Source organism: Rubellimicrobium mesophilum DSM 19309, from assembly GCF_000600335.2.
Lineage (GTDB): Bacteria > Pseudomonadota > Alphaproteobacteria > Rhodobacterales > Rhodobacteraceae > Rubellimicrobium > Rubellimicrobium mesophilum.
This window is the reverse complement of record NZ_KK088565.1, coordinates 15,478-35,024: the sequence shown is the minus strand read 5'-3', so window position 1 is coordinate 35,024 and position 19,547 is coordinate 15,478. Positions and strand designations below refer to the sequence as shown.

General features: G+C 68.0%; 18 protein-coding genes and 2 pseudogenes. 6 read left to right on the top strand and 14 right to left on the bottom strand.

The genetic code is table 11. The features are described from left to right. Positions 1-12: 12 nt before the first annotated feature. A complete protein-coding gene (locus RUMESO_RS09200) occupies positions 13-933 on the bottom strand; it encodes a metallophosphoesterase (protein ID WP_156362823.1) in 921 nt (306 codons plus the stop codon). Positions 934-1,108: 175 nt separating this feature from the next. Then, positions 1,109-2,715, bottom strand: a pseudogene (locus RUMESO_RS09195) (ADP-ribosylglycohydrolase family protein). 122 nt (positions 2,716-2,837) lie between these two features. Between RUMESO_RS09195 and RUMESO_RS09190 the strand changes: the two are divergent. From RUMESO_RS09190 to RUMESO_RS09180, 3 genes are all read left to right on the top strand, one after another. Then, a complete protein-coding gene (locus RUMESO_RS09190; RefSeq protein WP_051521171.1) occupies positions 2,838-3,941 on the top strand; it encodes a helix-turn-helix transcriptional regulator in 1,104 nt (367 codons plus the stop codon). Positions 3,942-4,437: 496 nt separating this feature from the next. Then, positions 4,438-5,127 carry a HEPN domain-containing protein gene (locus RUMESO_RS09185; protein WP_051521170.1) on the top strand — a complete coding sequence of 230 codons (690 nt, stop codon included), beginning with the start codon at positions 4,438-4,440 and terminating at the stop codon, positions 5,125-5,127. A 250-nt stretch (positions 5,128-5,377) separates the two neighbouring features. Then, complete coding sequence (locus tag RUMESO_RS09180) at positions 5,378-6,256, top strand: exonuclease domain-containing protein (RefSeq protein WP_156362817.1); 879 nt, start codon at positions 5,378-5,380, stop codon at positions 6,254-6,256. 66 nt (positions 6,257-6,322) lie between these two features. On the opposite strand, the gene RUMESO_RS09175 is transcribed toward RUMESO_RS09180, so the two are convergent. Next, a complete protein-coding gene (locus RUMESO_RS09175; protein WP_156362815.1) occupies positions 6,323-6,922 on the bottom strand; it encodes a hypothetical protein in 600 nt (199 codons plus the stop codon). 518 nt (positions 6,923-7,440) lie between these two features. Between RUMESO_RS09175 and RUMESO_RS09170 the strand changes: the two genes are divergently transcribed. Further along, a complete protein-coding gene (locus RUMESO_RS09170; RefSeq protein WP_156362813.1) occupies positions 7,441-7,776 on the top strand; it encodes a hypothetical protein in 336 nt (111 codons plus the stop codon). A 116-nt stretch (positions 7,777-7,892) separates the two neighbouring features. Here RUMESO_RS09170 and RUMESO_RS09165 read toward each other — a convergent pair whose 3' ends face one another. The 9 genes and pseudogenes from RUMESO_RS09165 to RUMESO_RS09135 form a co-directional block, all read right to left on the bottom strand. Next, positions 7,893-8,927, bottom strand: a complete 1,035-nt coding sequence (locus tag RUMESO_RS09165) for a hypothetical protein (protein WP_037279809.1) — start codon at positions 8,925-8,927, stop codon at positions 7,893-7,895. A 100-nt stretch (positions 8,928-9,027) separates the two neighbouring features. Beyond that, complete coding sequence (locus tag RUMESO_RS09160) at positions 9,028-9,912, bottom strand: hypothetical protein (RefSeq protein ID WP_156362811.1); 885 nt, start codon at positions 9,910-9,912, stop codon at positions 9,028-9,030. Positions 9,913-9,958: 46 nt separating this feature from the next. Continuing rightward, complete coding sequence (locus tag RUMESO_RS09155) at positions 9,959-11,290, bottom strand: vWA domain-containing protein (RefSeq protein ID WP_037279806.1); 1,332 nt, start codon at positions 11,288-11,290, stop codon at positions 9,959-9,961. Further along, entirely contained in the window at positions 11,277-11,780 is a 504-nt protein-coding gene (locus RUMESO_RS27070) for a hypothetical protein (RefSeq protein ID WP_037279805.1), read from the bottom strand. Before RUMESO_RS27070 ends, RUMESO_RS09155 begins: the two co-directional genes overlap by 14 nt. 13 nt (positions 11,781-11,793) lie before the next feature. After that, positions 11,794-11,904: pseudogene (locus RUMESO_RS28475) on the bottom strand (MerR family transcriptional regulator); the annotation flags it as partial. A 101-nt stretch (positions 11,905-12,005) separates the two neighbouring features. Next, the gene (locus RUMESO_RS09145) at positions 12,006-12,719 is read right to left on the bottom strand and encodes a metallophosphoesterase family protein (RefSeq protein ID WP_037279804.1); all 714 of its coding nucleotides are present in this window, start codon (positions 12,717-12,719) and stop codon (positions 12,006-12,008) included. Then, entirely contained in the window at positions 12,719-13,585 is an 867-nt protein-coding gene (locus RUMESO_RS09140) for an MBL fold metallo-hydrolase RNA specificity domain-containing protein (protein WP_082483531.1), read from the bottom strand. Before RUMESO_RS09140 ends, RUMESO_RS09145 begins: the two co-directional genes overlap by 1 nt. Next, positions 13,582-13,950 (bottom strand): MBL fold metallo-hydrolase, encoded by a 369-nt coding sequence (locus tag RUMESO_RS26255; RefSeq protein ID WP_211262830.1) that lies wholly within the window; start codon positions 13,948-13,950, stop codon positions 13,582-13,584. The genes RUMESO_RS09140 and RUMESO_RS26255 overlap by 4 nt, the downstream gene beginning before the upstream one ends. Next, positions 13,947-14,945: a hypothetical protein gene (locus RUMESO_RS09135; protein WP_051521167.1), complete on the bottom strand. Its 999-nt coding sequence runs from the start codon at positions 14,943-14,945 to the stop codon at positions 13,947-13,949. Before RUMESO_RS09135 ends, RUMESO_RS26255 begins: the two co-directional genes overlap by 4 nt. A 290-nt stretch (positions 14,946-15,235) precedes the next feature. Here RUMESO_RS09135 and RUMESO_RS09130 point away from each other — a divergent pair, with 290 nt between their 5' ends. Both RUMESO_RS09130 and RUMESO_RS25060 read left to right on the top strand, forming a co-directional pair. After that, complete coding sequence (locus tag RUMESO_RS09130; protein WP_051521166.1) at positions 15,236-17,287, top strand: AAA family ATPase; 2,052 nt, start codon at positions 15,236-15,238, stop codon at positions 17,285-17,287. 191 nt (positions 17,288-17,478) lie between these two features. Then, entirely contained in the window at positions 17,479-17,655 is a 177-nt protein-coding gene (locus RUMESO_RS25060; protein WP_156362805.1) for a hypothetical protein, read from the top strand. Between the two features lie 107 nt (positions 17,656-17,762). On the opposite strand, the gene RUMESO_RS25055 is transcribed toward RUMESO_RS25060, so the two are convergent. Together RUMESO_RS25055 and RUMESO_RS09120 are read right to left on the bottom strand one after the other, a co-directional pair. Next, entirely contained in the window at positions 17,763-18,389 is a 627-nt protein-coding gene (locus tag RUMESO_RS25055) for a hypothetical protein (protein ID WP_156362803.1), read from the bottom strand. Continuing rightward, positions 18,356-19,108, bottom strand: a complete 753-nt coding sequence (locus RUMESO_RS09120; RefSeq protein WP_156362802.1) for a hypothetical protein — start codon at positions 19,106-19,108, stop codon at positions 18,356-18,358. Before RUMESO_RS09120 ends, RUMESO_RS25055 begins: the two co-directional genes overlap by 34 nt. Between the last annotated feature and the right edge of the window lie 439 nt (positions 19,109-19,547).

Here is a 19,547-nt window from a genome sequence, read left to right as displayed (position 1 = left end):
CCGAGAGCCCGCTCACGCAGGCATGCTTTCAGCTCGCTCCGCCAGAAGCAGTTGCGTTTTCGCCAAGCGTCCCTCCCCGCGCCAGCGGTAGGCACAGGCTGTGCTTGGATAGTCGAGGCAGGCCGCCTGAGGTGCTTCGATGGAGGGGGTGCCATCCATCTTGTAGTGGCCCACGAGGACGGGCGTGCTCCCCTCGGGATAAAAGGCCACCGCGTGGCCTGTCGGAACGTCGCCTTCCGGCAGCTCCAGCGGGTTCGGGACCGAGAGGGACGCTTGGCGCCAGGTTGGCGCATCAGCGCGCCACCAGGCGATACGGACCCGACGCCGCTCATCGCCGTTCCGGTCATGGAAGCTGTAGGGCGCTGGCAGATCCAGCTCGGGGGCGCCCACGACGATCTTCACGGCCCGTCCAAAGTCGGTGGACTCGGTGGCCACCTCCCAGAGATCCTCGGGCTGCAACCGCCCGTCCGGGCGTCGTGCCGCGATGATGTCGATGTGGGGCTGGCTCCAGCAGGCATGGACGACGCGTAGGCCGTCCAAGTCGCGCCAGAGTGGCAGTGTGAGGAACCAGTCGACCCAGACCATCGCCTGCGGCGTGGACACCCCGAACTGGCGCAGGAAGCTCCGGTGCTGGCCTGTGTTCTTCGCGCCATGCACGCGCAGCGGGGCGCCGTCCGGTCCGGGGGTGTGATACAGGATGGCGTTAAGCTCGTGATTTCCCATCACGGCGATCGCCTGCCCGTCTTGGACCAGTTGACGGACGTGTGTGAGAACGGCCGCGTCGTCCGACACCTTGGTTGCGTGCCCCGCGTCGATGAAGTCGCCAAGGAAAGCGATGGGTGCCGGCGCCTCCTCGTCGCGTTCGGCACGCTCCTTCAGGAGCGCGAGGGTCGCGTCGAGCCGGTGAATGTCGGCATGGATGTCGGGGATCACGTCCCAGATCTGGGTCAATCGATAACTCCGGTTATGGTGGTCGGACCGCGGCTCAGAGAGCACGCGGTCCGAGGGTATCTTTGGCGAGGCGCTCCGCTGGCCGATGCGCTCGCCTGACTGGTCGGGCACAGCAGGGAGAGGGAGCTTTGGCGGCGGCGGGCTCGGCCCGCCGCTCTCAACAGCCGGGGTAGCGCTCCTCGATTCCGCCGGGTGCCTCGTCGTCGCAGACAGCCGGGTTGCGAAGGCAGGCTCCTATGTCCCGAGCGAGGCGCTCCATCACGTCGGCGCACTCGATCTCGCGCCGCCACGGATGCGCCATGACCTCCTGCGGGTAGAGCAGGCCCAGCAGGTTGCCTGCGATGGCGCCTGTGCTGTCGCTGTCGCCGCCGTGCGTCACGGCAATGCGCAGTCCGTCCTCGAAGGAAGTGGAGGCCAGCCCGGCGTAGAGCGCGATGGCGAGAGCCTCTTCCGCTATCCAGCCGCCCCCAGGCTCTCGACCGTACCTGGTCGACCATCCCGCGGCGCGCTGAGCGCGGATCGAATCGCCCGGGCGGTTTCCGTCCCGAACCGCTCCGCAGCACCGAGCGCAGCCGTCTCGACTCTCGTGCCCCGCAGCACGTCTGCCAGAATGAGCGCCCAGGCGGCGGCAGCCTCCTGCCCTGTCCTATGGCCATGCGTGAGCGCCGAGCTTTTTAAAGCGATGGTCTCGACCTGCCCCAGGTCTCCGCCCATGAAGGCTACGGGCGCCACCCGCATGATCGTGCCGCATCCCTTGGAGTCATTGCGCGCAACATCGCCAAACGCCCGTGTCGCCCCCAAAGCAGCCATGCAGGTCATACCCGGCGAGCGCCGGCGGTGCAGGCGGGGGTCCTCGACGAGGCCCACGGCGCAGACCTCCCGCGCCGGTCGGGCGCCTTGGGTGGCATACCAGCGCAAGAGAGCACGGTGGATCACCGACGGCGGATGGCAGACGCCTTTGCCGATGCCGCGCACCATGGCCCGGATCATGCCTTCGGCCGTGAACAGCGTCATCTGCGTGTCGTCGGTGATGGCCCCCAGGCGCCCGTCATAAGGCAGCATCTCGTCCACACCATTCGGAAAGCGGCGCAGGATCTGCGGAAGCTTCCAGAACTCGATCGCGGCCCCGAGCGCATCGCCGATGGCTCCGCCGAAGAGCGAGGCGCGGATGCGTTCCGTGCGTGCGTCGGGGAGGGCCGCGCGGCTGGCGAGGAACCGCTCCTGCACGGCAGTCTCGATCGCGCCCTTCCGAACAGCGCGGATTCGCGCAATCGCCTCCTGGGCCGTGTCGCCGCGCTCGGTCAGCAGGAGCGCGGCCATGGTGCCGGCGCGCCCGAGCCCGCCGCGGCAGTGGACCAGCACGCGGCCCCCCTGGTCGAGTATCCCGTGCAGCCGGGTCGAGAGCCTCCACCAGCTAGAGCGGTCAAGATCCTTCGGCGCGCCCAGGTCCGGAATGGGGAAGTGGTGCCATTCCATCCCAAGCGCGCGGACGGCCTCGCCCAGTCGCTCCACCCCAAGCATCCGCAATTCGTGCGGCTCCACGAGCGTCAGGACGGCCGTAGCGCCCCAGTCGCGGACTGCGGCAAGATCCATACCGAGGTCCCGGTCCCAGGGTGCGCCGAAAACGCTGTCCCCCTTCTTGCCCGGGCAGATGGTCAGGCCAAGCCGGCCCGGCCCCACGGCAAGGTCGCTGACATAGAGTGGATGACTCTGGCTCGTCCGAGTGTGGATCACGAAAACCTCCCGAACTTGTAAACTCGCCATATCAGAGCTAGCGACTGTGACCGATTTGAGGAAGCCGAGCGGCAGATAGACACGACCAGTCTTGTCATAGGATCAGCGCTTGTGTGCGGTTGGGAGACGAGCCGCCGAGGGGAGACCGGTTGATGAGCGACGACGCACGACACTTGGGCGTGGCCCGCCACCTTGAGCTGGCGCTTCGCCTGGCTGGATGCGCCGAGGGCCTGACCGTAGCCGAGATGGCCGCCGAAATGGGCGTCGTTGTCCGCACCGTCCAGCGAATGCGTGCGGCGCTCGAAACCGTGTTCCCAATGGATGTCCTCTTCGACGGATCCCGCCGGCGCTACCGGATCGTAGGCGGGCTCTCTCCCAACATGGTGGCTCCGCTGGCCGAGGAGTTGGCGGAGCTTGCCCTCGCCAAAACGGCTCTCGAGTCGGCCGGTGAGGCTGTCCGCTCCGAGCGCCTCGCTGCGCTCGAACTCAAGATTCTGGCCGCCATTCGGGCCGCCGCTCGGGCGCGGATCGAACCGGACCTCGAGGCTTTGAAGGCTGCGCAACTTCCCGTGGCCGTAGCGGGTCCGCAGCAGCGTCTTGCAGCCGGTATCCTGGAGAGCTGTCAGACGGCGCTCCAGGCCGGGTCGGTGCTGGCCTTCGACTACGCGGCCGCGGGGGCCGTGCCGCAGCGACGAGAGGTGGCGCCGCGCGGGCTCCTGTTTGGGGCGCGCTCCTATCTCGTGGGCGCGCTGAACGATTGGGGGGCCCCTGCCCTTTGGCGCCTCGACCGGATGTCGTCGCCGGAGGTCCTGGCGCGAGCCGCCTGGCCCGACCCCGCATTCGACCTCCGCGATTACGCCAGCCGCTCCTTCGGGCTGTTCCAGGAGAAACCCCGGGACATTGTCCTCCGCTTCGACGCCCCGGTGGCGCAGGAAGCAGCGCGCTTCATCTTTCACCCTCAGCAGAAGGTCCGGGAGTTGCCGGACGGCCGCCTCGAGGTGGCCTTCCGGGCGGGCGGGCTGCTCGAACTGGCCCGCCACGTCTTCACCTGGAGCGGAGCGGTCGAGATCGTCGAGCCTCCCGAGCTGCGCGACATCCTGCGGCGCGAGCTTGCCGCCAACCTCGCCCGGCTGGACCCGGCTCAGTCGACCTGCCATCCGGCCTCCGCCGCTGCGGACCAGTCGGCGAAGGTCTCCACCCCCGTGGCGTCCTCCGAAATGGAGGTCAGCGGATCGGAGGCCATGGCCCGGGGGTAAACCCAGACCGGCAGGGCCTCGGAGCTTCTCAGGAGGGCGATGCCGTAATCTCCGTATCTGCGCTTCACGCAAAGCGGCCCGATCGCGTTCCAGGTCTCCTCAAGCTGGTGGGCGTTGAGAGCTATCTCGATCTCCGTGAGCCTTGGGGGTTTCCGCCCGGTGAATGATCCCAAGGTCATATCTGTCTCCTGTGCTGCCGATCCGTTCATGCAGGCACAGTGACAGGGCACTGCGACAGGATCGGTCACCCCCGATAGGGCTAGTCGACTATGCCGGACGGGGCGATCAACCTAGACCCGACAGGCCGCTGGCACCTTCGCAGGAAGTGCCATGTCGGGTTGGCGATTGCGGACCAGAGGCGGGTACATGGGAGCCAAGCGAACGCCTGCGACTGTGGCGAATCCGCCTCTCGTGCCGCGGGAGCCGCCCGCGTCCGCTCCCGACGCGGCGTCGCATCTGTCAACATCGCGGGGTCGACTTAGCAGGGTTCAGGGTCATGGGTTATTCCGCCGCGACAAGGAGGGACTTGGGCTTCGAGGCGCTCAAGGCACGCCAGCGGGCGATCAGGTCGGATTTCCCGGAGCCCTTCGGCCTGCGGATCCATCGGACTCTGAGCTGGCTCGCGCGGGCGGAATCCGAGCCGACCGATCCCGCCGCCATGTTCCTGTTCCTGTGGATCGCCTTCAACGCCGCCTATGCCGACGAGAGCGACGTCCTGGGCGAGAGACCCCAGGGGGAGCGCGGCGCCTTTGCCTGGTTCTTCGGGCAGCTGGATCAACTCGACTCAGAGCGACGGCTCTATGCCTGCGTATGGGAGCGATTCTCCGGGCCGATCCGGCTGCTTCTGGAGAACCGCTATGTCTACGGCCCGTTCTGGTCCCACCACAACGGCCAGCCCGGCTACGAGAACTGGGAGACCCGCTTCGCCACAGCCAGAAGAGCGTTCCACGCGGCCCTGGCGCGGCAGGACACGGTGGCGATCCTGTCGATGCTCTTCGACCGGCTCTACGTTCTGCGCAACCAGATCGTCCACGGCGGCGCGACCTGGGGCTCCAGCGTCAACCGCGACCAACTGCGCGACGGCGCCGAGATCCTGGGCTGCCTGGTTCCGATCATGGCGGACATCATGATGACCCACGCCCAGGAGGACTGGGGACGGCCCTTCTACCCGGTCGTGAAGGACTGAACAGGGTGCGACCGATGACCGCCTCCCGCTCCGCCTTCTGGACCGTTCACCCGGGCCCGACGACCCTGGCCGCGCAGCCGGCCTCCTTTCGGGACGAATTCGGGCTCTCGACGACGCACAGAGCCAGGGGCCGGGCTGCCTGACAACACGGGCGAACCAGCCAGCGCATTGGCCTGCACCCATCAGGGGCAGGCCCGGACACCGAAAGGACGCTTCCTTGTCACGAGTTGAACCGATGTCGGAGATCAGGATGCCGCCCCGCGCGATCGTCTTCGACACGGAGACCACCGGTTTCTCGCCTGCATCCGGCGACCGCATTGTCGAGATCGGCGCGGTGGAGCTCATCGAGGGCCGCCCCTCGGGTCGCGAGTTCCACGCCTACATCAACCCGGGCCGGGACGTTCCCTGGGTCGCCGCCAATGTCCACGGGCTGACCACGGCGTTTCTGGCGGACAAGCCTGCCTTCAGGGAGATCGCGGGGGACTGGCTGGCCTTCGTCGGAGAGCCGGCGACCCCGCTTTGGGCCCACAACGCCTCCTTCGACCAACGCTTCCTCGAAGCCGAGCTCGTCTGGGCGGGGCACCCGCCCTGCCCTCCCATCAACTGCTCGCTCAACCTGGCCAAAGCGGTGCTGGGCCCAGGCAAGTATTCCCTTGCAACGCTCGCGGGGCGGGTTGGCGCCACCTTCTCCGGCCGGGGCGCGCATTCCGCCCTCGCCGATGCCCGCGTGCTGGCCGGGATCCTTCACGACCTCCTCTGGCCCGCCGAGGCCGCGAAGGACAGGGCCGACGGGCCGGGCAGCGCCTCACAGGCGCCATCCGGAACGGATCACCGGCTTCGGCCCGCGGGCGTGGTGGATCTCCTGCCACCCGGATTCATCGCGATTTCACCCGCCATGGATGCGCGGATCCGTCACTATGCCGAAGCGGACTTCGCCGGACCCCTCCCCGCGAAAGGCAAACGTTGGACGCCCGCGGAGGACCAAAGGCTCGTGGTGGGCTTCCTGCATGAAACGAGGGACCTGCCCGACCTCGTGCAGGAGCATGGCCGCAGCCCGACGGCCCTCCTCATGCGGTTGGAACGCCTGGGCGTGGTCGAATTGGGCGATCTGCTTCGGGCGGCCCGCTGAGCAGCCCCACCCGGGGCAGGCCAGGTGGTGCGGCGATGCAGATGGCGCCGGTCCGGGGGCTGCCGGTCACCCGCAATAGGCTTCGATCCAGTAGCTCTTGGCGAAGCCCATGCGCCCGCGGAGCGTGTCCTCCTCCTCGGCCGGATTTAGGCGGCGCAACTCCCGCAGAACCAGGCTCTCGAACACCTTCTCGCTGGCATTCTTTCCCAGGAAGAAGCCGTAGATGCCGAGCACCTCCGTCTCCTCCTTTGACCATTGACCAAGGCGCGAGCCCTTCCAGTCAAGGAGATAGGCATCGACTTCGGCGCCGAGCTTCTCGGGCGGGATGCCTTCGAGTGTCGGAGTCTCCTCGCGGCGGCGGCGTTCGTCCTCTTCGGCATAGCGATCGGCCAAGGCCAGCAGCTCGTCCTGCCGTCCGTCATGGACCATCCGTCTGACCCATCCCTGCGTGTCCGACTCCCCTCCGCCGTAGCCGCCGGAATAGGGAGCGAGGCCCAGCGCCTGACGGCGGCCGCTGGTGCGATCGATGTAATCCTGCGACATGGGGTTCTCGCCCCGCGCCCGCCGCTTCGCGTCGACCGAGTCGTCGTAGTAGAAGCCGTATTCTTCGGGAAAGAGGCGCGCATGCAGGCCAGCGAGACGAGCCTTGCTGGCGGTCTCCTCCACCTCGTGCCGGTCGAGGTCGGCGACCTGTTCTGCCGTCAGGCCCTCCCTCGCTTCGGCGTGCCGAAGACGTTCTTCCTCTTTTGCCCTGTTCATTCGAGCTCCTATTGCATGCGGTGAAGGTCCAGCATCCTTTGCATGGCTGCAAGAATGACCCGGATGCTAAGGCAGGCTTCGCGCCGGACTCGATGCATCAGAGCCATGGTTCTCAGGCAGCTTCGTCCTGCCGACGAGGGCTCGATTTTTTGCGCCCACTTATGAAAGCTCTCATCCCGGTTTTCTCTCGCCGCAGGGTTTGATCCGCCTCAAATATGCGACCCAACCGGTATAGGATTCCCGCTGGAAGGCGGACCGGGATGCCAACGGAGTGACTGGCGAAGGCCGCCACCTTGATCCGCATTGAAGACACGTGCGCGAAGGCGTCCAGTAACTGAGGTCACGATTTGCCGAGCGAGACAAAGAAGTTCACCGTCGATGACATCACTTATGAGGCCTCGTACGACACGGAGAGCCATGGCTTCATGTTCTGCGTTCTCCAACTGGAGAGCCGCCGCGTGACTTACGACGAGGACGAAGCCGCCTGGAATTGGTTCGAGCCGCTGCCGGAGCGGACGTCGTGGTCGAGCGAATTGCTGGAGACGAAGAAGCCGATCGCTGTCTACCGAAATGTGATGGCGTTTGTCACGACCATGCTCAGGAAGCATCGCCCGTACTATTTTACCTATCTCGCGAACGAAGAAGAGAAGATGGGGCGCTATGCCTTGACGGCGGCGCGGCTCGGCAGGACCTTCGGATACCTCGTCGAGCAGGATGGCAGGAGCTTCCGGTTCTACAGGATGCATGTGGAAGAGGCGTGACTGGGTAGCAATGGACGCGCGACCGTTTGTCCGGACCGATGCGAGCGGCGCGGAGGAGACGGGACTGGCGGCGCTCCGTCGCTGCTCTGGCCTCGCCCGTCTGAGTCGCGGTCGCCTCAGGCGTCCTGATGAGCCTCGGCTTGCCAGGTTGCGAGGAGTTCGCGCATGTCCTTCGATGGGACGCCATAGCTCACCATGTCCACCTCCAGATCGTGCGCCTTCACGAGCCGGAGCGCGCGCAGGATGGCCGCGCTGATCCAACGGTCGTCGTTGCCGAAGACACCGCCACCGATACGCGTCAGCAGCACCCGCCTGGACGCGCCACGGGCGGCGTTGAGGACGGCCGCCAGCAGCGTGGTCTCATAGGCCGCCTCCTGCACGAGACAGGCGAACTCGGTCCATGAACGGCGATCCAGTTCCGAGTAGCCGACCGGAAGGGCCGAGCAGTAGATCTGGCTCACCAGCGGCCCCGGAATACGGTCGCCATCCGTGACTTCGACATCGCTCTGGAGCCCGACCCTCAGGAGACCACGTAGTCCGTCGAGGTCGGCCTCCGATTGTTTTTTCAGATGAGCGCTGATCATGGAGAGGCTGCGCCCGGTCGGAAAGGCGTAGCCGTTCTCCATCTGCCAAAGGGTGCCGGGCGCCACTCCGAGACGCGCGGCCAGGGTCTCGCCTAGGTCCCGGAGACCGTCGAGCTGGCGCAGGGCTGTCTGACCCTCCTGGTCGTCGACGGGGGCGAAGTAGTTGCGGAAGATCGTCCCGGCGCCCGCGGCGATGGCGCAGGCGGGGCCCTGCGTCCGGTCCCATTCGTATCGGGCGACCCCCTCCTCCGGGGTCACCTCGGGCGACACCATCTCGAGAAGGTTGAACTGCGAGGCGACCTGGAAAAGGGCGCCCTCGTTGCGGGCCTCGAGATGCATTCCGCGCACGTCGCCCTGAACGATCCCGAGGCGAAGCCGGCCGGACACGACGACCCCCTGCGCCCGCTCCCTGAGCTCCGCCAGCGAGACGAGCTCGAGCCGCCCCACGGCGGCCCGTCGGTCGCTGGCATCGGAATGCAGCAACCCGTCCTCGACGCGAAGCCGCGCACGGGTGGCCGCGTAGCCCGTCTCGCGGAACCCCGTCAGTCGTTCGAACCAATTCGTCATGCCTGCCCTGCTTTGATGCCGCCGATGTCGTTCCGGGTCCGGCGGACCGAAACGCTTGGATGCCCATCCGGGAATGGCCCGGACGAGCGGTTTCCGGGGGTCACACCCCTCCTGCCGATCCCGCCGTCCCACCGTCGAGGCCGCTGCCCGCACCGGCCATGGCCTCCGGACGTCGCGCATCGGATTCTCGGGCCGGTCGATCTGATCTGAGGCCCCGCGTCGCGGTCCTGACCCAAAGGCTGCGCCGCCCGCCCATGTAGCTCGCCCCGAATCCGGACGTGTCCAATGTCCCGCCTTGGCTGTCCAGGCATTCCTCGTAGCCGGGCCAGATCCGGGTGTTGTCGGCCTTCAGCATGAATTCGGGATAGACGCCGCAAGCCCGGGCGACCTGATGGGTCAGGCCTCCCGCACCGAAGTCGCTGTAGTTCCCGCCGAAGCCATGATCCTGAAGGACCATGCACCAAGGCGCGGGCACTCCGTTTTCCTGACAGAACAGGGCGTCATAGGTTGCGTGTCCGTCCGCGCCCAGAAACAGGACCGCGAACCGCGCTGCGCCATGGGACTCGCCAAGTCCGGCCTCCCTCTCGAACACCTGGACGAAGCCGTATGGCTTGACCGGCTCGAAACGATACTTCTGCGGCGGCGCATGATACCGGACTGACCCGAAATCAGACGCCTCCAGATCCACCCGTGCCTGCAGGCGATAGCCGAGGAAGCCGTCCGTCACGAGCTTGTGGAGCAGATCCTCCCGCTTCAGCAGGTAGTCCACATAGACATGGCAATGGGCCGCATGGGTCTGGTTGAAGAGTGCGACGGGCTGGCCGTCCGACCCGCTGCCGGGATAGAAGACGACCCGCTCCGAAAGGAAGCGACGCAGGAGCGCTCGCCGCTGGTCGGCGCGTGCTGCCTCCACGGAACCCACCTCCATCAACCAAGCGGGAACAGGCCGGCGAAAGGCTCCAAGATAGTCTGCGATCCCCGTCATGCGGCGGTCTCCAGGGCGTGGAAGGGTTCGAGCATCGACGTGACGATCACGATGCATCAGGCTCGTTCGCGATGTGGGCCGTCCAGTGCGACCTGCTCGTGCCGCGGTGGTCGAGACCCGAGCGCTCGGCGAGGGCGGAGTGCAGCACCATCTCCTTGCGCGTGCGCTCGCCCCAGCGGCGGTCAGATCGCCGGCGCACCAGCTCGAGTTGTTCGATCATCTCCGGCCCGCCGGGAAGCTCTCGCGCGAAGCGGGTGAAATGGGCCAGCTCCCGGCCGAGATAGGTTTGGGCCTCGTGGATGTCGGCGTCGCGGTTCAGCAGCGCCGCTCTTCGGAGGACATGGGCATGCCAGGCGCGGGCGGCGTCCGTCGACTGCGCCTCGTCGCGGGGCTGCCTGTCGTTCTCCCGGCCCATGCCGAAGGTTAGCCGGCAGCAAACCTCCGGCGCGTCCAGGTGGTCGCCGGAGCGGCTGGCCGTGGCGCTGGCGGAAAGGACGACGTCGAGGCCGGTCCCCGGTTCGCCTGTGGGGCAGAAGAGCCGGATCACGGCGGTCCGCGGGACCCCGGCCGAGAGCCCCCCCAAGGACAGGCCGAGCCGTCCGGGCTGCGCCTCCGCGGCCGACAGGCCCAGCGGTTCGGCCCGGACGCCTGCCGGCACGGTCAGCGACAGATGCACGGCGTCCGCCACCTGCGCCATTGCCTCGCCGATCTCACCCAGAAGCACATGCTCGATCTCGTCGGTGCGCTCGGCGTCATGGAGCCGGCCGCCACCATTCTCCGCGATGGCCGCCAGCAACGCCTCGTCATAGCCGTCGCCAATGCCGAGGGTCGAGGTGATGACGCCGCGCCGGCGCAGCTCGCCCGCATGATGCGCCAGCGCATCGGGGCTCGTGATGCCCTCGTTGGCGTGCCCGTCGCTCAGGATGACCACTCGGGGCGTGAGGCCCGGGTTCCACTCGGCCGCTTCGGCGGAGGCGTCGACCGCAGCGAACCAGCCGCCGGACAGGAACGTGTTGCCCCGCGTCTGCAGCTGGCCCAGCGCGTGCGAGGCCTGCACCTGCCCCGCCTCGTCCATCGGGACGGCGCGCAGATGCGTCACCACGTCCGAGGCGAAGGACACCACCGTCAGGCGGTCCCGCGGCGAGAGCCTGCCCAGGAGCGCCAGGGACGCGCGCTTGGCCGCCTCGAGCTTGCCTCCCCCCATCGAGCCGCTCGCGTCGATGGCCAGCGCGATGTTCAGCGGCCCGCGCTCCGCCCGGTCCTCCGGTGTCGCAGGCAACGCCTCGACCCGGGCCACGAGGTACCGGACGGAGCCGCCCTGAGCCCAGGCGATGCTCCGGTCGAATCCGGCCGAGAGCGCGAGTCTATGCATCGTCATGGTTCAGTCCTCCTGTCAGGATGGCGCGGATGAGGTCGGCGACTCGTTCCAGCATGGCGCGCTCCTGGGGGGAGATCTCGCCGCGCACGGAAAGCTCGAGGTCCGGCGTGATGGGGATGTGGTAGCGGGCGGTGCCGCGAGTGCGGGTGCCCGCGGGGACCCTGGTCTTGGCCTCCAGTACCGCCAGCAGCGCTTCGAGGCCCGCGGTCGTGGCGGTCGCCGGGACCTTCGAGGACGCAATGGCCCTCGGAGGCATGGGCGGCTTCCTAGGGTTCGGCACCGCCTCCTGCAGGCGCGCGACATAGGCCCGGGCCGAGGAGGGCGCCGGCACGGCTGCCGCGACGAGCGGCCCGGCCTCCTCCGCGAGGCGGCGGATGTCGCGGTCGCTGGCGGAGAGCAGCCTTTCGCGGATGGCCGTCCGGGACGCGCCATGGATGTCCCGCAGGGCTCTGATGGCCAGGGCTCGATCCAGATTCGCGCGAGGGTACATGGCGCCGCGACCCATCTTCACCGGGGGGAGACAGAAGACCTTCGGCAACCCAGGACCTCAAGGTCCGGCGCTCTACCCCGGACAGGTCGCTCAGGTCGTCGAGGGAAAGATCACCGTCGGACATGACCAAGGATAGGACGACGATGACCAGATGTCAACATATAGTCATGTCAAGATGTCACATTCACGGTTGCCCATTCAGCGATCCGCGAGGTGATGGCCGGGCTAGGCACGCCCGACCTCGTTGGGCAGGTCCAGCGTGAAGGCTTCGTGATAGCCCACGCAGCGGAAGTGGGTCGCTCCGTCCTGATGGGCCCAGGACTCGTGCCAGTGGCCGAAGAGCCAAAGCCTGGGCTGCACCAGCCGGTAGACCTCGTCGAGGAAATGCCGGGTGCGAGACGTGGCCAATCTGCCGCTCCGTCCCGGTCCGGGTCGGAGCGGATCGGTCCCTGCCTCCCGCTCAGCCCAAAGGCGCTCCGCGATGCTTTGCGGTGCGTCGTGGCTGACGATGACCTCCGGGCCCGGGCTCTCGCGGAGCCAGCCCAAGACATCGGCCATCTCCTCCTCGCTCATCTCGGTGTCCTCCCAGGGCCGCGGGCCGTGGCGGGCACTCTCAGCGCCGCCAAGGAGCAGGACGCGCCCTGCCTGCGTGCCATCCGCGATGAATCCGGGCGCCAGGCCCACCTCGTCCGGCGCGTCGTGGTTGCCGCGGATGAAGCGGTGTCGGCGGTTGGCCAGGTGGAAGCGACGCACCTCGCGGGCCTCCAACTCCGAGCCGGTCCCGATGCCGTAGTCGCCGACCTGGATCGAGGGAAGGCGCCGGCCGGCCCTGGACTCCTCCCGTCGCAGGAGCGCGCGGTAGGTCTCGAAATCGGCATGGATGTCGCCCACGACGATGGTGGGTACCCGGCCGCTCTCCCCGCCCCCCTCCTCCGGCATCAGCCGATCACCAGAGGCTCGCCATCCGCGAGGCGCCGCACCGGTCCGAAGCCCTCGGCCTCGCTGTCCCAGTTCGCGCCATGCACGGGCACCACGATCCCGGGCCGCACCGCCGCCGCGAAGGCGCGCAGGTCGGCCGCCGAAGCATGGCCGCTCGTGTGGAGATATGCCAGTTCCGCGCCGCCCGCCCGGCACCAGTCCAGCGCGCGGCTGTCCCGGGCGAGATATCCGCGCCAGGTGGAGTGGGCATAGGCGTCTTCCGCCGTGGGCGAGACGCCCTTCCACGCGTAGTCCGGGATGAGGGCCCCACGCAGCATCACCACATGCCGCCCCGTCGCGAGCCGCGCCGCGCTGATCCCGTGCCGCGCCATGCGGGCCACGAACTCGCCTCGCCCGTTCGCGCGGTAGCGCTCGGCCAGCCGGCCGGTGATGACCACCTTCAGGGCGGGATGGCCGGCGCGGGGCAGCCGCGTGCCCTCACTGATGCGCTCGAGCACGTCGGCCGTGTAAAGGTCGATGGCCAGGATCCGTCCCGTCCGCATGGCCGCCCGGGTGAGCGTGACTGTGCGGTCGATGTTCTGCCCCGACCATTCGACGAAGACCCGGCCCTTGGTGCGGCGGAAGAGGTCGACGAACTTGTCCTCAAGTGCGCCTTCGCTCTCCACCGGCTTGTCCTGGCCGAGGTTCGTGCCTTCGGTTACGAGGGCCGCGATGCCTTTGGGCGGACCGGCCATGAGCCGGTCCACGAGCGCGGCCTTGCGCCCATGCCGCCGGAAGTCGCCGGTATACAGGATGCGCGTCCCCTCTGCCTCGATCAGGAGCATGGCAGCGTCGAAGGCCGAATGGTCCGTTGCGATGGGCGTCACGCGGAACGGCCCGAGCGCCGGGGAGCGCCACGCCGGGGCCAGGTCCGGAGGCCGCGGCTCGCCGGCGTTCCGAGAAGGTCGGGCACCACGGCCATGAGTTCCGCCGTGTCCGCCGAGGCCCAGACGGGCCAGTCGGAGGGCACCTCCTCGAGAAGTCCCCAGTGATCCTGATGCGAGTGGCTCAGAATCACGGTGGCAGGGCGCGTCAGATCGAGCGTCCGCGGCAGAAGGTTCCGCGCGCCCCGCTCCGCTTCGAGCGGCCGGCCCACATCGAGCACCAGCCGCGCCCCCGAAGGATGCGCGACCTCGATGCAGCTTCCGCCAATCTCGCGCGTGCCGCGATGGACGGTGAGCGTCAGCGTCACGGACGACCGACCAGCCGCAGGGCCTTGTCGTCGCGCACCATTTGGAGATGGATGCCGCGGCCTTCGAGCTTGGCCTTGTGCCCGTTGTCCTCGAAGCTTTCCCACTTCAAGGTTTTCTCCTTCCGGGCGTCGATCAGCAGGCGCACATCCTTATCGAGTAGAAGGGAGGCTCCCTCAGCCACGGCCCGGATGCCCTCGCCCAGCGGGCCGATCGCGAGATTGATCCGCGCGGCGACGAACCCGTGCAGGCCAACCAGGATGCGGCAGGTCGCGCGGTAGGCGTCCAGGACCAGCTCCTCGTGCCCCTCATGCTCCAGCCAGAGCTTGTAGTTCTCGATCTGCTTCTTGACCTCGGGCATCTTCTCGTCGCCCTCACAGCGGATGCGACCGTCGTCGACGAGCTTCGCCTCCCATAGCGCGAGCCGCCATCCCGGACCCGCAGGCTCCAGTGCGACAAGGTCGATCCGGGGCGCAACACGATGCCGCTTGCCGTCGGGTCCTACGGGCGCGACATCCGCCGGTAGGTCGATGGCGGGAAGCGCCATCTCCAGGTCAATGACGTCGCGGCTCACGGCCACCACTTCCTCGACAAAGCGCTTCTCGTCGCCGCTGTAGCCGTCGGCCTCCTCGATCCACGCGCCGATATCAACCGATGCCTCCGCAGTCTGGCCGGAGGTGATCCGCCGGTAGAGCCGGCCCAGACTCGCATCAGGGCCCTCCACATACTTGGCGTGGACCTCGGCGCGCAGGCCGACCCTGGGCCCGAACTCCACCTTCGCGACCGACTGCCCGTTGCGATAGAAGTTGAGGTAGCCGTCCCGCACGGCGAGGCGCAGATGCGGCTCCGCGTCGGCCCGCACCCCTCCGGCCGGCTCCCAGCGGGCCAGCAGGTCCGAGAACCAAGGATTGTCGTCAACCTGCCGAGCGAGCCAATCGTCCAGCGACCCGTCCGGATGGGCGATCGACTTGGGGAAGGCACGGGTGAAAACCGACATAGGTGCTCCTTACAAAGAACGGCAGCGCCAGCACGGGCGCAGGGATGGACAACAAGGCCAAGGCTGCGGCCGTCTGGGCCGCAGTCAGTCTCGACAGGGACAGGCACCACGCCCTTAAGGCGAAATCGTGGCGCGGCGTGCTGCCGAAGCCGGCTGACTCTGTGGCTCGGATTCCTGCTCCCTATACGGCGCCCGAAACCGCTGACTTGCAATGTGCCGGTGTGGGCCCTGCGACCGATCCTGTCACACCGCGCCAGTATCTGGACCGAACAACCGCCACGGAGTTCTGGATGTCCGGTCGATACGCTGTTCGCCTTGTTCTCGTATCTGCCCTGCGCCTCGCGCGCGTACTCCCCCGCAGCGGCCGGGCGCTCCGGGAGCTGTCGGAATGGGCCGAGAATTGCGAGCTGGAGCTCGGCTGGGAGCACGAGGGCCCGCGGGGACGGCGGCTGCAGACACCCGTGCCGAACCGTGCCGGCCTTGTCGCCGCCATCGAGGCCGGCCTTCGGACCTACATGCGCTCTCGGCCCGATGATGTTGCGCGCAACCTCGATCTCCTTGCCGACTGGCTCGGACTCGATCCCATCGAGCGCGATTGCCTCGTCGTCATCGCGCGGGCCGAGCGGGGCGAGCCCCTGGGCCGTCTTTTCGAGGCCCTGACCGACAGCGCCGGCATGAGGGGCGAGGAGGCGTTAGCGGCCATGACGGGCCGCCCTCTAGCCGCCATCCGACAGGCCCTCGCCTCGCGGGGCCGACTTATCGACAGTGGCCTCGTGTTGTCCGAGGAGCAGGGACGGCGGCACGGGTGGGGCAAGGGCTACGGCCTCTCCCAACGTCTGCGCGTCCGTCTCGACGAGCGAATCGAAAACGTCGAGGACCTGCTCGGCCGCTTGTTCGACACGCCGCCCGCGCCCGAGACGCTCTGGTCCGACTTCGACCATGTCGCCGAAACCCGGGACCAGATTGCGCGCCTCCTCCGGGGCGCTGTCGCGGAGCGGGCCCAGGGTGTCAACATCCTCCTCTACGGCGAGCCCGGCACCGGCAAGACCGAGCTCTGCAAGGCCCTATCGGCCGAACTCGGGCTCAGGCTCCTCGCGGTGGGCGAGGCCGACGACGACGGCGACAGCCCCTCCGCAAGCGAACGGCTCTCGTCGCTGCGCCTAGGGCAGCGCTTCGTGGGCGGGGCCAAGGATGCGCTCATCCTGTTCGACGAGATGGACGACCTCCTGCCCCATGCTCTGGCCGGCCTCTGGGGCCAGCGCTCGGCCACGTCGCGGGTCTACCTCCATCGCATCCTCGAGACCACGCCCGTGCCCACACTTTGGACCGCCAACGATGTGGAACGGGTCGACCCGGCGGTGATGCGGCGGATGACGCTTGCTGCAGAGATCCGGCGCCCGAGCCCGGCCGTGCGCGCGGCCGTCTGGTCGCGGCTGGCGCTGCGCGAGGGCGTCGCGCTGACGCCCGAGGAGGCCCGCCGCCTCGCGCAGCGGCATGAGACGCCGCCAGCCATTATCGCCTCGGCTCTCCGGGGAGCCCGGCTCTCGGGGGGAAGCCTTCAGGACCTCGACCGGATCGCTGCGGCGGGGGCGCGTGCCATGAACGGCGGCCGCACGTTGCCGCCGATCGCAGTCGCGCCCGCTGCGCTGCGGGACGACCTCGTTAGCGCCGATGTCGATGTGGCCGAGCTGGTCAGACGCCTGAGCGAGCCCGGGGCAGCCCGCCGTGTTTCGTTCCTCTTCACCGGCGCGCCCGGCACCGGCAAGAGCGCATTCGCCCGTCGGCTCGCCGATGCCATGGGCTTGGAAGTGATCCAAAGGCGCGCCTCCGACCTCATCTCGCCCTATGTCGGCATGACCGAGCGGCTGATCGCCCGCGCCTTCGCCGCGGCGCGCGAGTCGCAGGCCTTTCTCGTCTTCGACGAAGCGGACAGCTTTCTCGCCAGCCGCGAAGGCGCGCGACACACCTGGGAGGTGAGCCAGGTGAACGAAATGCTGACCTGGATGGAGGACCATCCCCTGCCCTTCGCCTGCACGACCAACCTCGCCGACAGGCTCGACCCGGCCTCGCTGCGCCGCTTCACTTTCAAGGTCGGCTTCCGCCCGCTCGAACCGGCGCAGTCGCGGGCGGCCTTCCTGCACTTTTTCGGCGTTCCGGCGCCGGTCGGCCTCGCCGCGCTCGACCTCCTCACGCCCGGAGACTACGTAGCGGCGCATCGACGGGCGAGCCTCATGGGCCTTACGGACCCCGAGCGGATCGTGGCGGAGCTCGCCCGCGAGCAAGCTGCCAAGCCCGGTGCGGGGAGCGAGCCCGTAGGCTTCTGCCTCCGGGGGCCCTCATGACACCTGGAACGCCTTGGCGCTTCCGTTCGGCCCTGCCCCCCGGCCCGACAGGGAGCTGTGACGCAACAAAGGTTTGAACCGGAAGCGCGGGTATGATACTCGCCGCCCCATGACGTGAGTCTCTCCCGTACCTCCCGATGCAGATGTGCGCTCGCCATTCCGGCGAGCCGTTATGCATGGAGGCTCGAGGCATGAAGCATCAAAAGACGGAAGACCGCCGCGGAGAGGACAAGCTCGCCCGCGTCATCCGCACCGCGGAACAGGTTCTGGCAGAGGCCTATCGCAGAGCGTCCGGCCGGGAGATGATCGAAAGTCAGCTCCGCGTCCGCGAAAGCGTCGTGCGCGAGATGCGACGACGCCTGACCTGACGCCGGTGCCCGTGAAGGATCGGGTACCCGGGGGTGGCGCAAGCCACCCCTCTTCCCGGCGCCCTTCAACCGAGGGCTTTTTCCATATCGTGGCCCTCCGGCGTCAATCAGGGCACGATCAGCCCCAGTTCCCTGCGGAGCACTCCCTTGAACGCCTCGACGGCCCGCTCGACCTCCTCGCGCGTGCCCAAGTCCGCGATGTCGAAGGTCTTTCGGACTACCGAAACTGGCGGGTCGGACTGCACGGAGGCCTTGCCGTCGCCGTCAGGATACTCGGCATGGTTCCAGAGGCCGTCGATCCAGGGCCCATCGTATTGGCCGGTGCATTTCCACCCGAGCAAGGCAAGACTCGAACGCGACCCGGCCGCATCCGCAAAGCCCCGCGCGTCCCGTTCGCCTTTCCCCTCATAACTCTCGTAGGCGTCATCCGAGATGATGCGGATCTGAAGCATCCATTGCTCAGGCGCTGGCACCCTAGGGGCGGGCCCGGCCGGGAGATAGAAAGCAGATATATTGTAGAACGGGAGGAGATCCCAGGCCCAGTGCCGTGCCGGATTCCGGCCACGGGTCGGGAGATTGTAGAGTCGGTTGTTCCACCACTCGAAACCGTGGTTCGGGAATGCCCCCTCAATGATCTTGATCGTATCGAGAATCTGGCGCTGGTAGGCCCAGAGCAGGCGATAGGCGCGCCGCACATCGGCTATGGCTGCGGTACGTCTGGGATCGGCAGGCATGAAGAGGTCTCCAATCGGGGAAAGTCGCCCGGACCGGCCGTCAGCGGCAGCAGGCGGTCGAGTCCGGAAAAGCTCATCATGCTGGCGGGCGGACCGAGCGTCGGCAGGTCAGGCGGTCCGGCCGGCATGGCCGCACCGGCGCCGTCAAGGCGTCCAATGGCCCTGAGGGACCGCTCAAAGTCGCCGTTAAGAGCTTCGAACAGCGGCAGGAGGTCGTCGAACATCAGGAGCCTGAGATAGCCGTGCAGGCCCAGCCCTTCGACGATATCCTCCAGCACGAGACGCCGGCCCAAATCGGCCTCGGTTCTCGCGTCCTCCGCGACGACCGCCAGGATGTCGGCCCAGCCGGCCGCACAGGTCAGGATCTCCTCATCACCCGGAACCCCCAGCGTCTGCTTCATGCGCCCGATCGCTGGCGTCAGGCGGTCAACCGTGACCTCCCGGCTCCCGAGGAGTCCGCCGACCGCAAGAAGGACGCGATGCCGCGAGGCCTCGTCGGGCTCGGCCCCGCAGGCGATCCACTCCCGCGCCCACTGCTCGCCGTACTGCCCGCCCTCGCCGCCCCTCTCGTACTTGGCCTCGACGATGATGGTGTAGGGCTCGGCCGGCTCGCCGACCTCAAAGCGAAGGACGACGTCGGGCTCGACATAGGTCCCGCCCAAGAGGGGTGCCGCCCCCGGCCACTTGGGCCAGAACTCGATGCCGGTGAGCCGCACCATGGTCCGCTCGGGAAGGATCTGGCGGGGCCGGGCTGGATCGCCGCAGGCGGACCACAGGCAGGCCCGTCGAGATAGCCAGCCGCCTGAGACCATCGCCGTCAGGATGTCCTCGGACCCTTTGTCAAAGGAGGTCTTTCCCCCCAGCACCGCCTGAAGCACTCGTCACCCCGCGCGACCGCCTGGCGCTTGGCGCGCCGGTCCAAGCGGACTTTCGCTCTCCAGACTTGGCCTGAGAAGGCAGCTCGATGGAAACAATTGAGAAACTGACACCCGTGGATAGCCGGCAACAGGCAGCGGAGTAGGCTCGCGCGTTCGAGGTTGGAGCGTTGGAACCAAAGCATTCCTGAACGGACTCATGGATCACTGCCGCGGGACGAGGCGCGCCCGAAGGAACACTGGTGATGCCTCGATGACGTAGCCAACATTGGGCCGGCGAAAC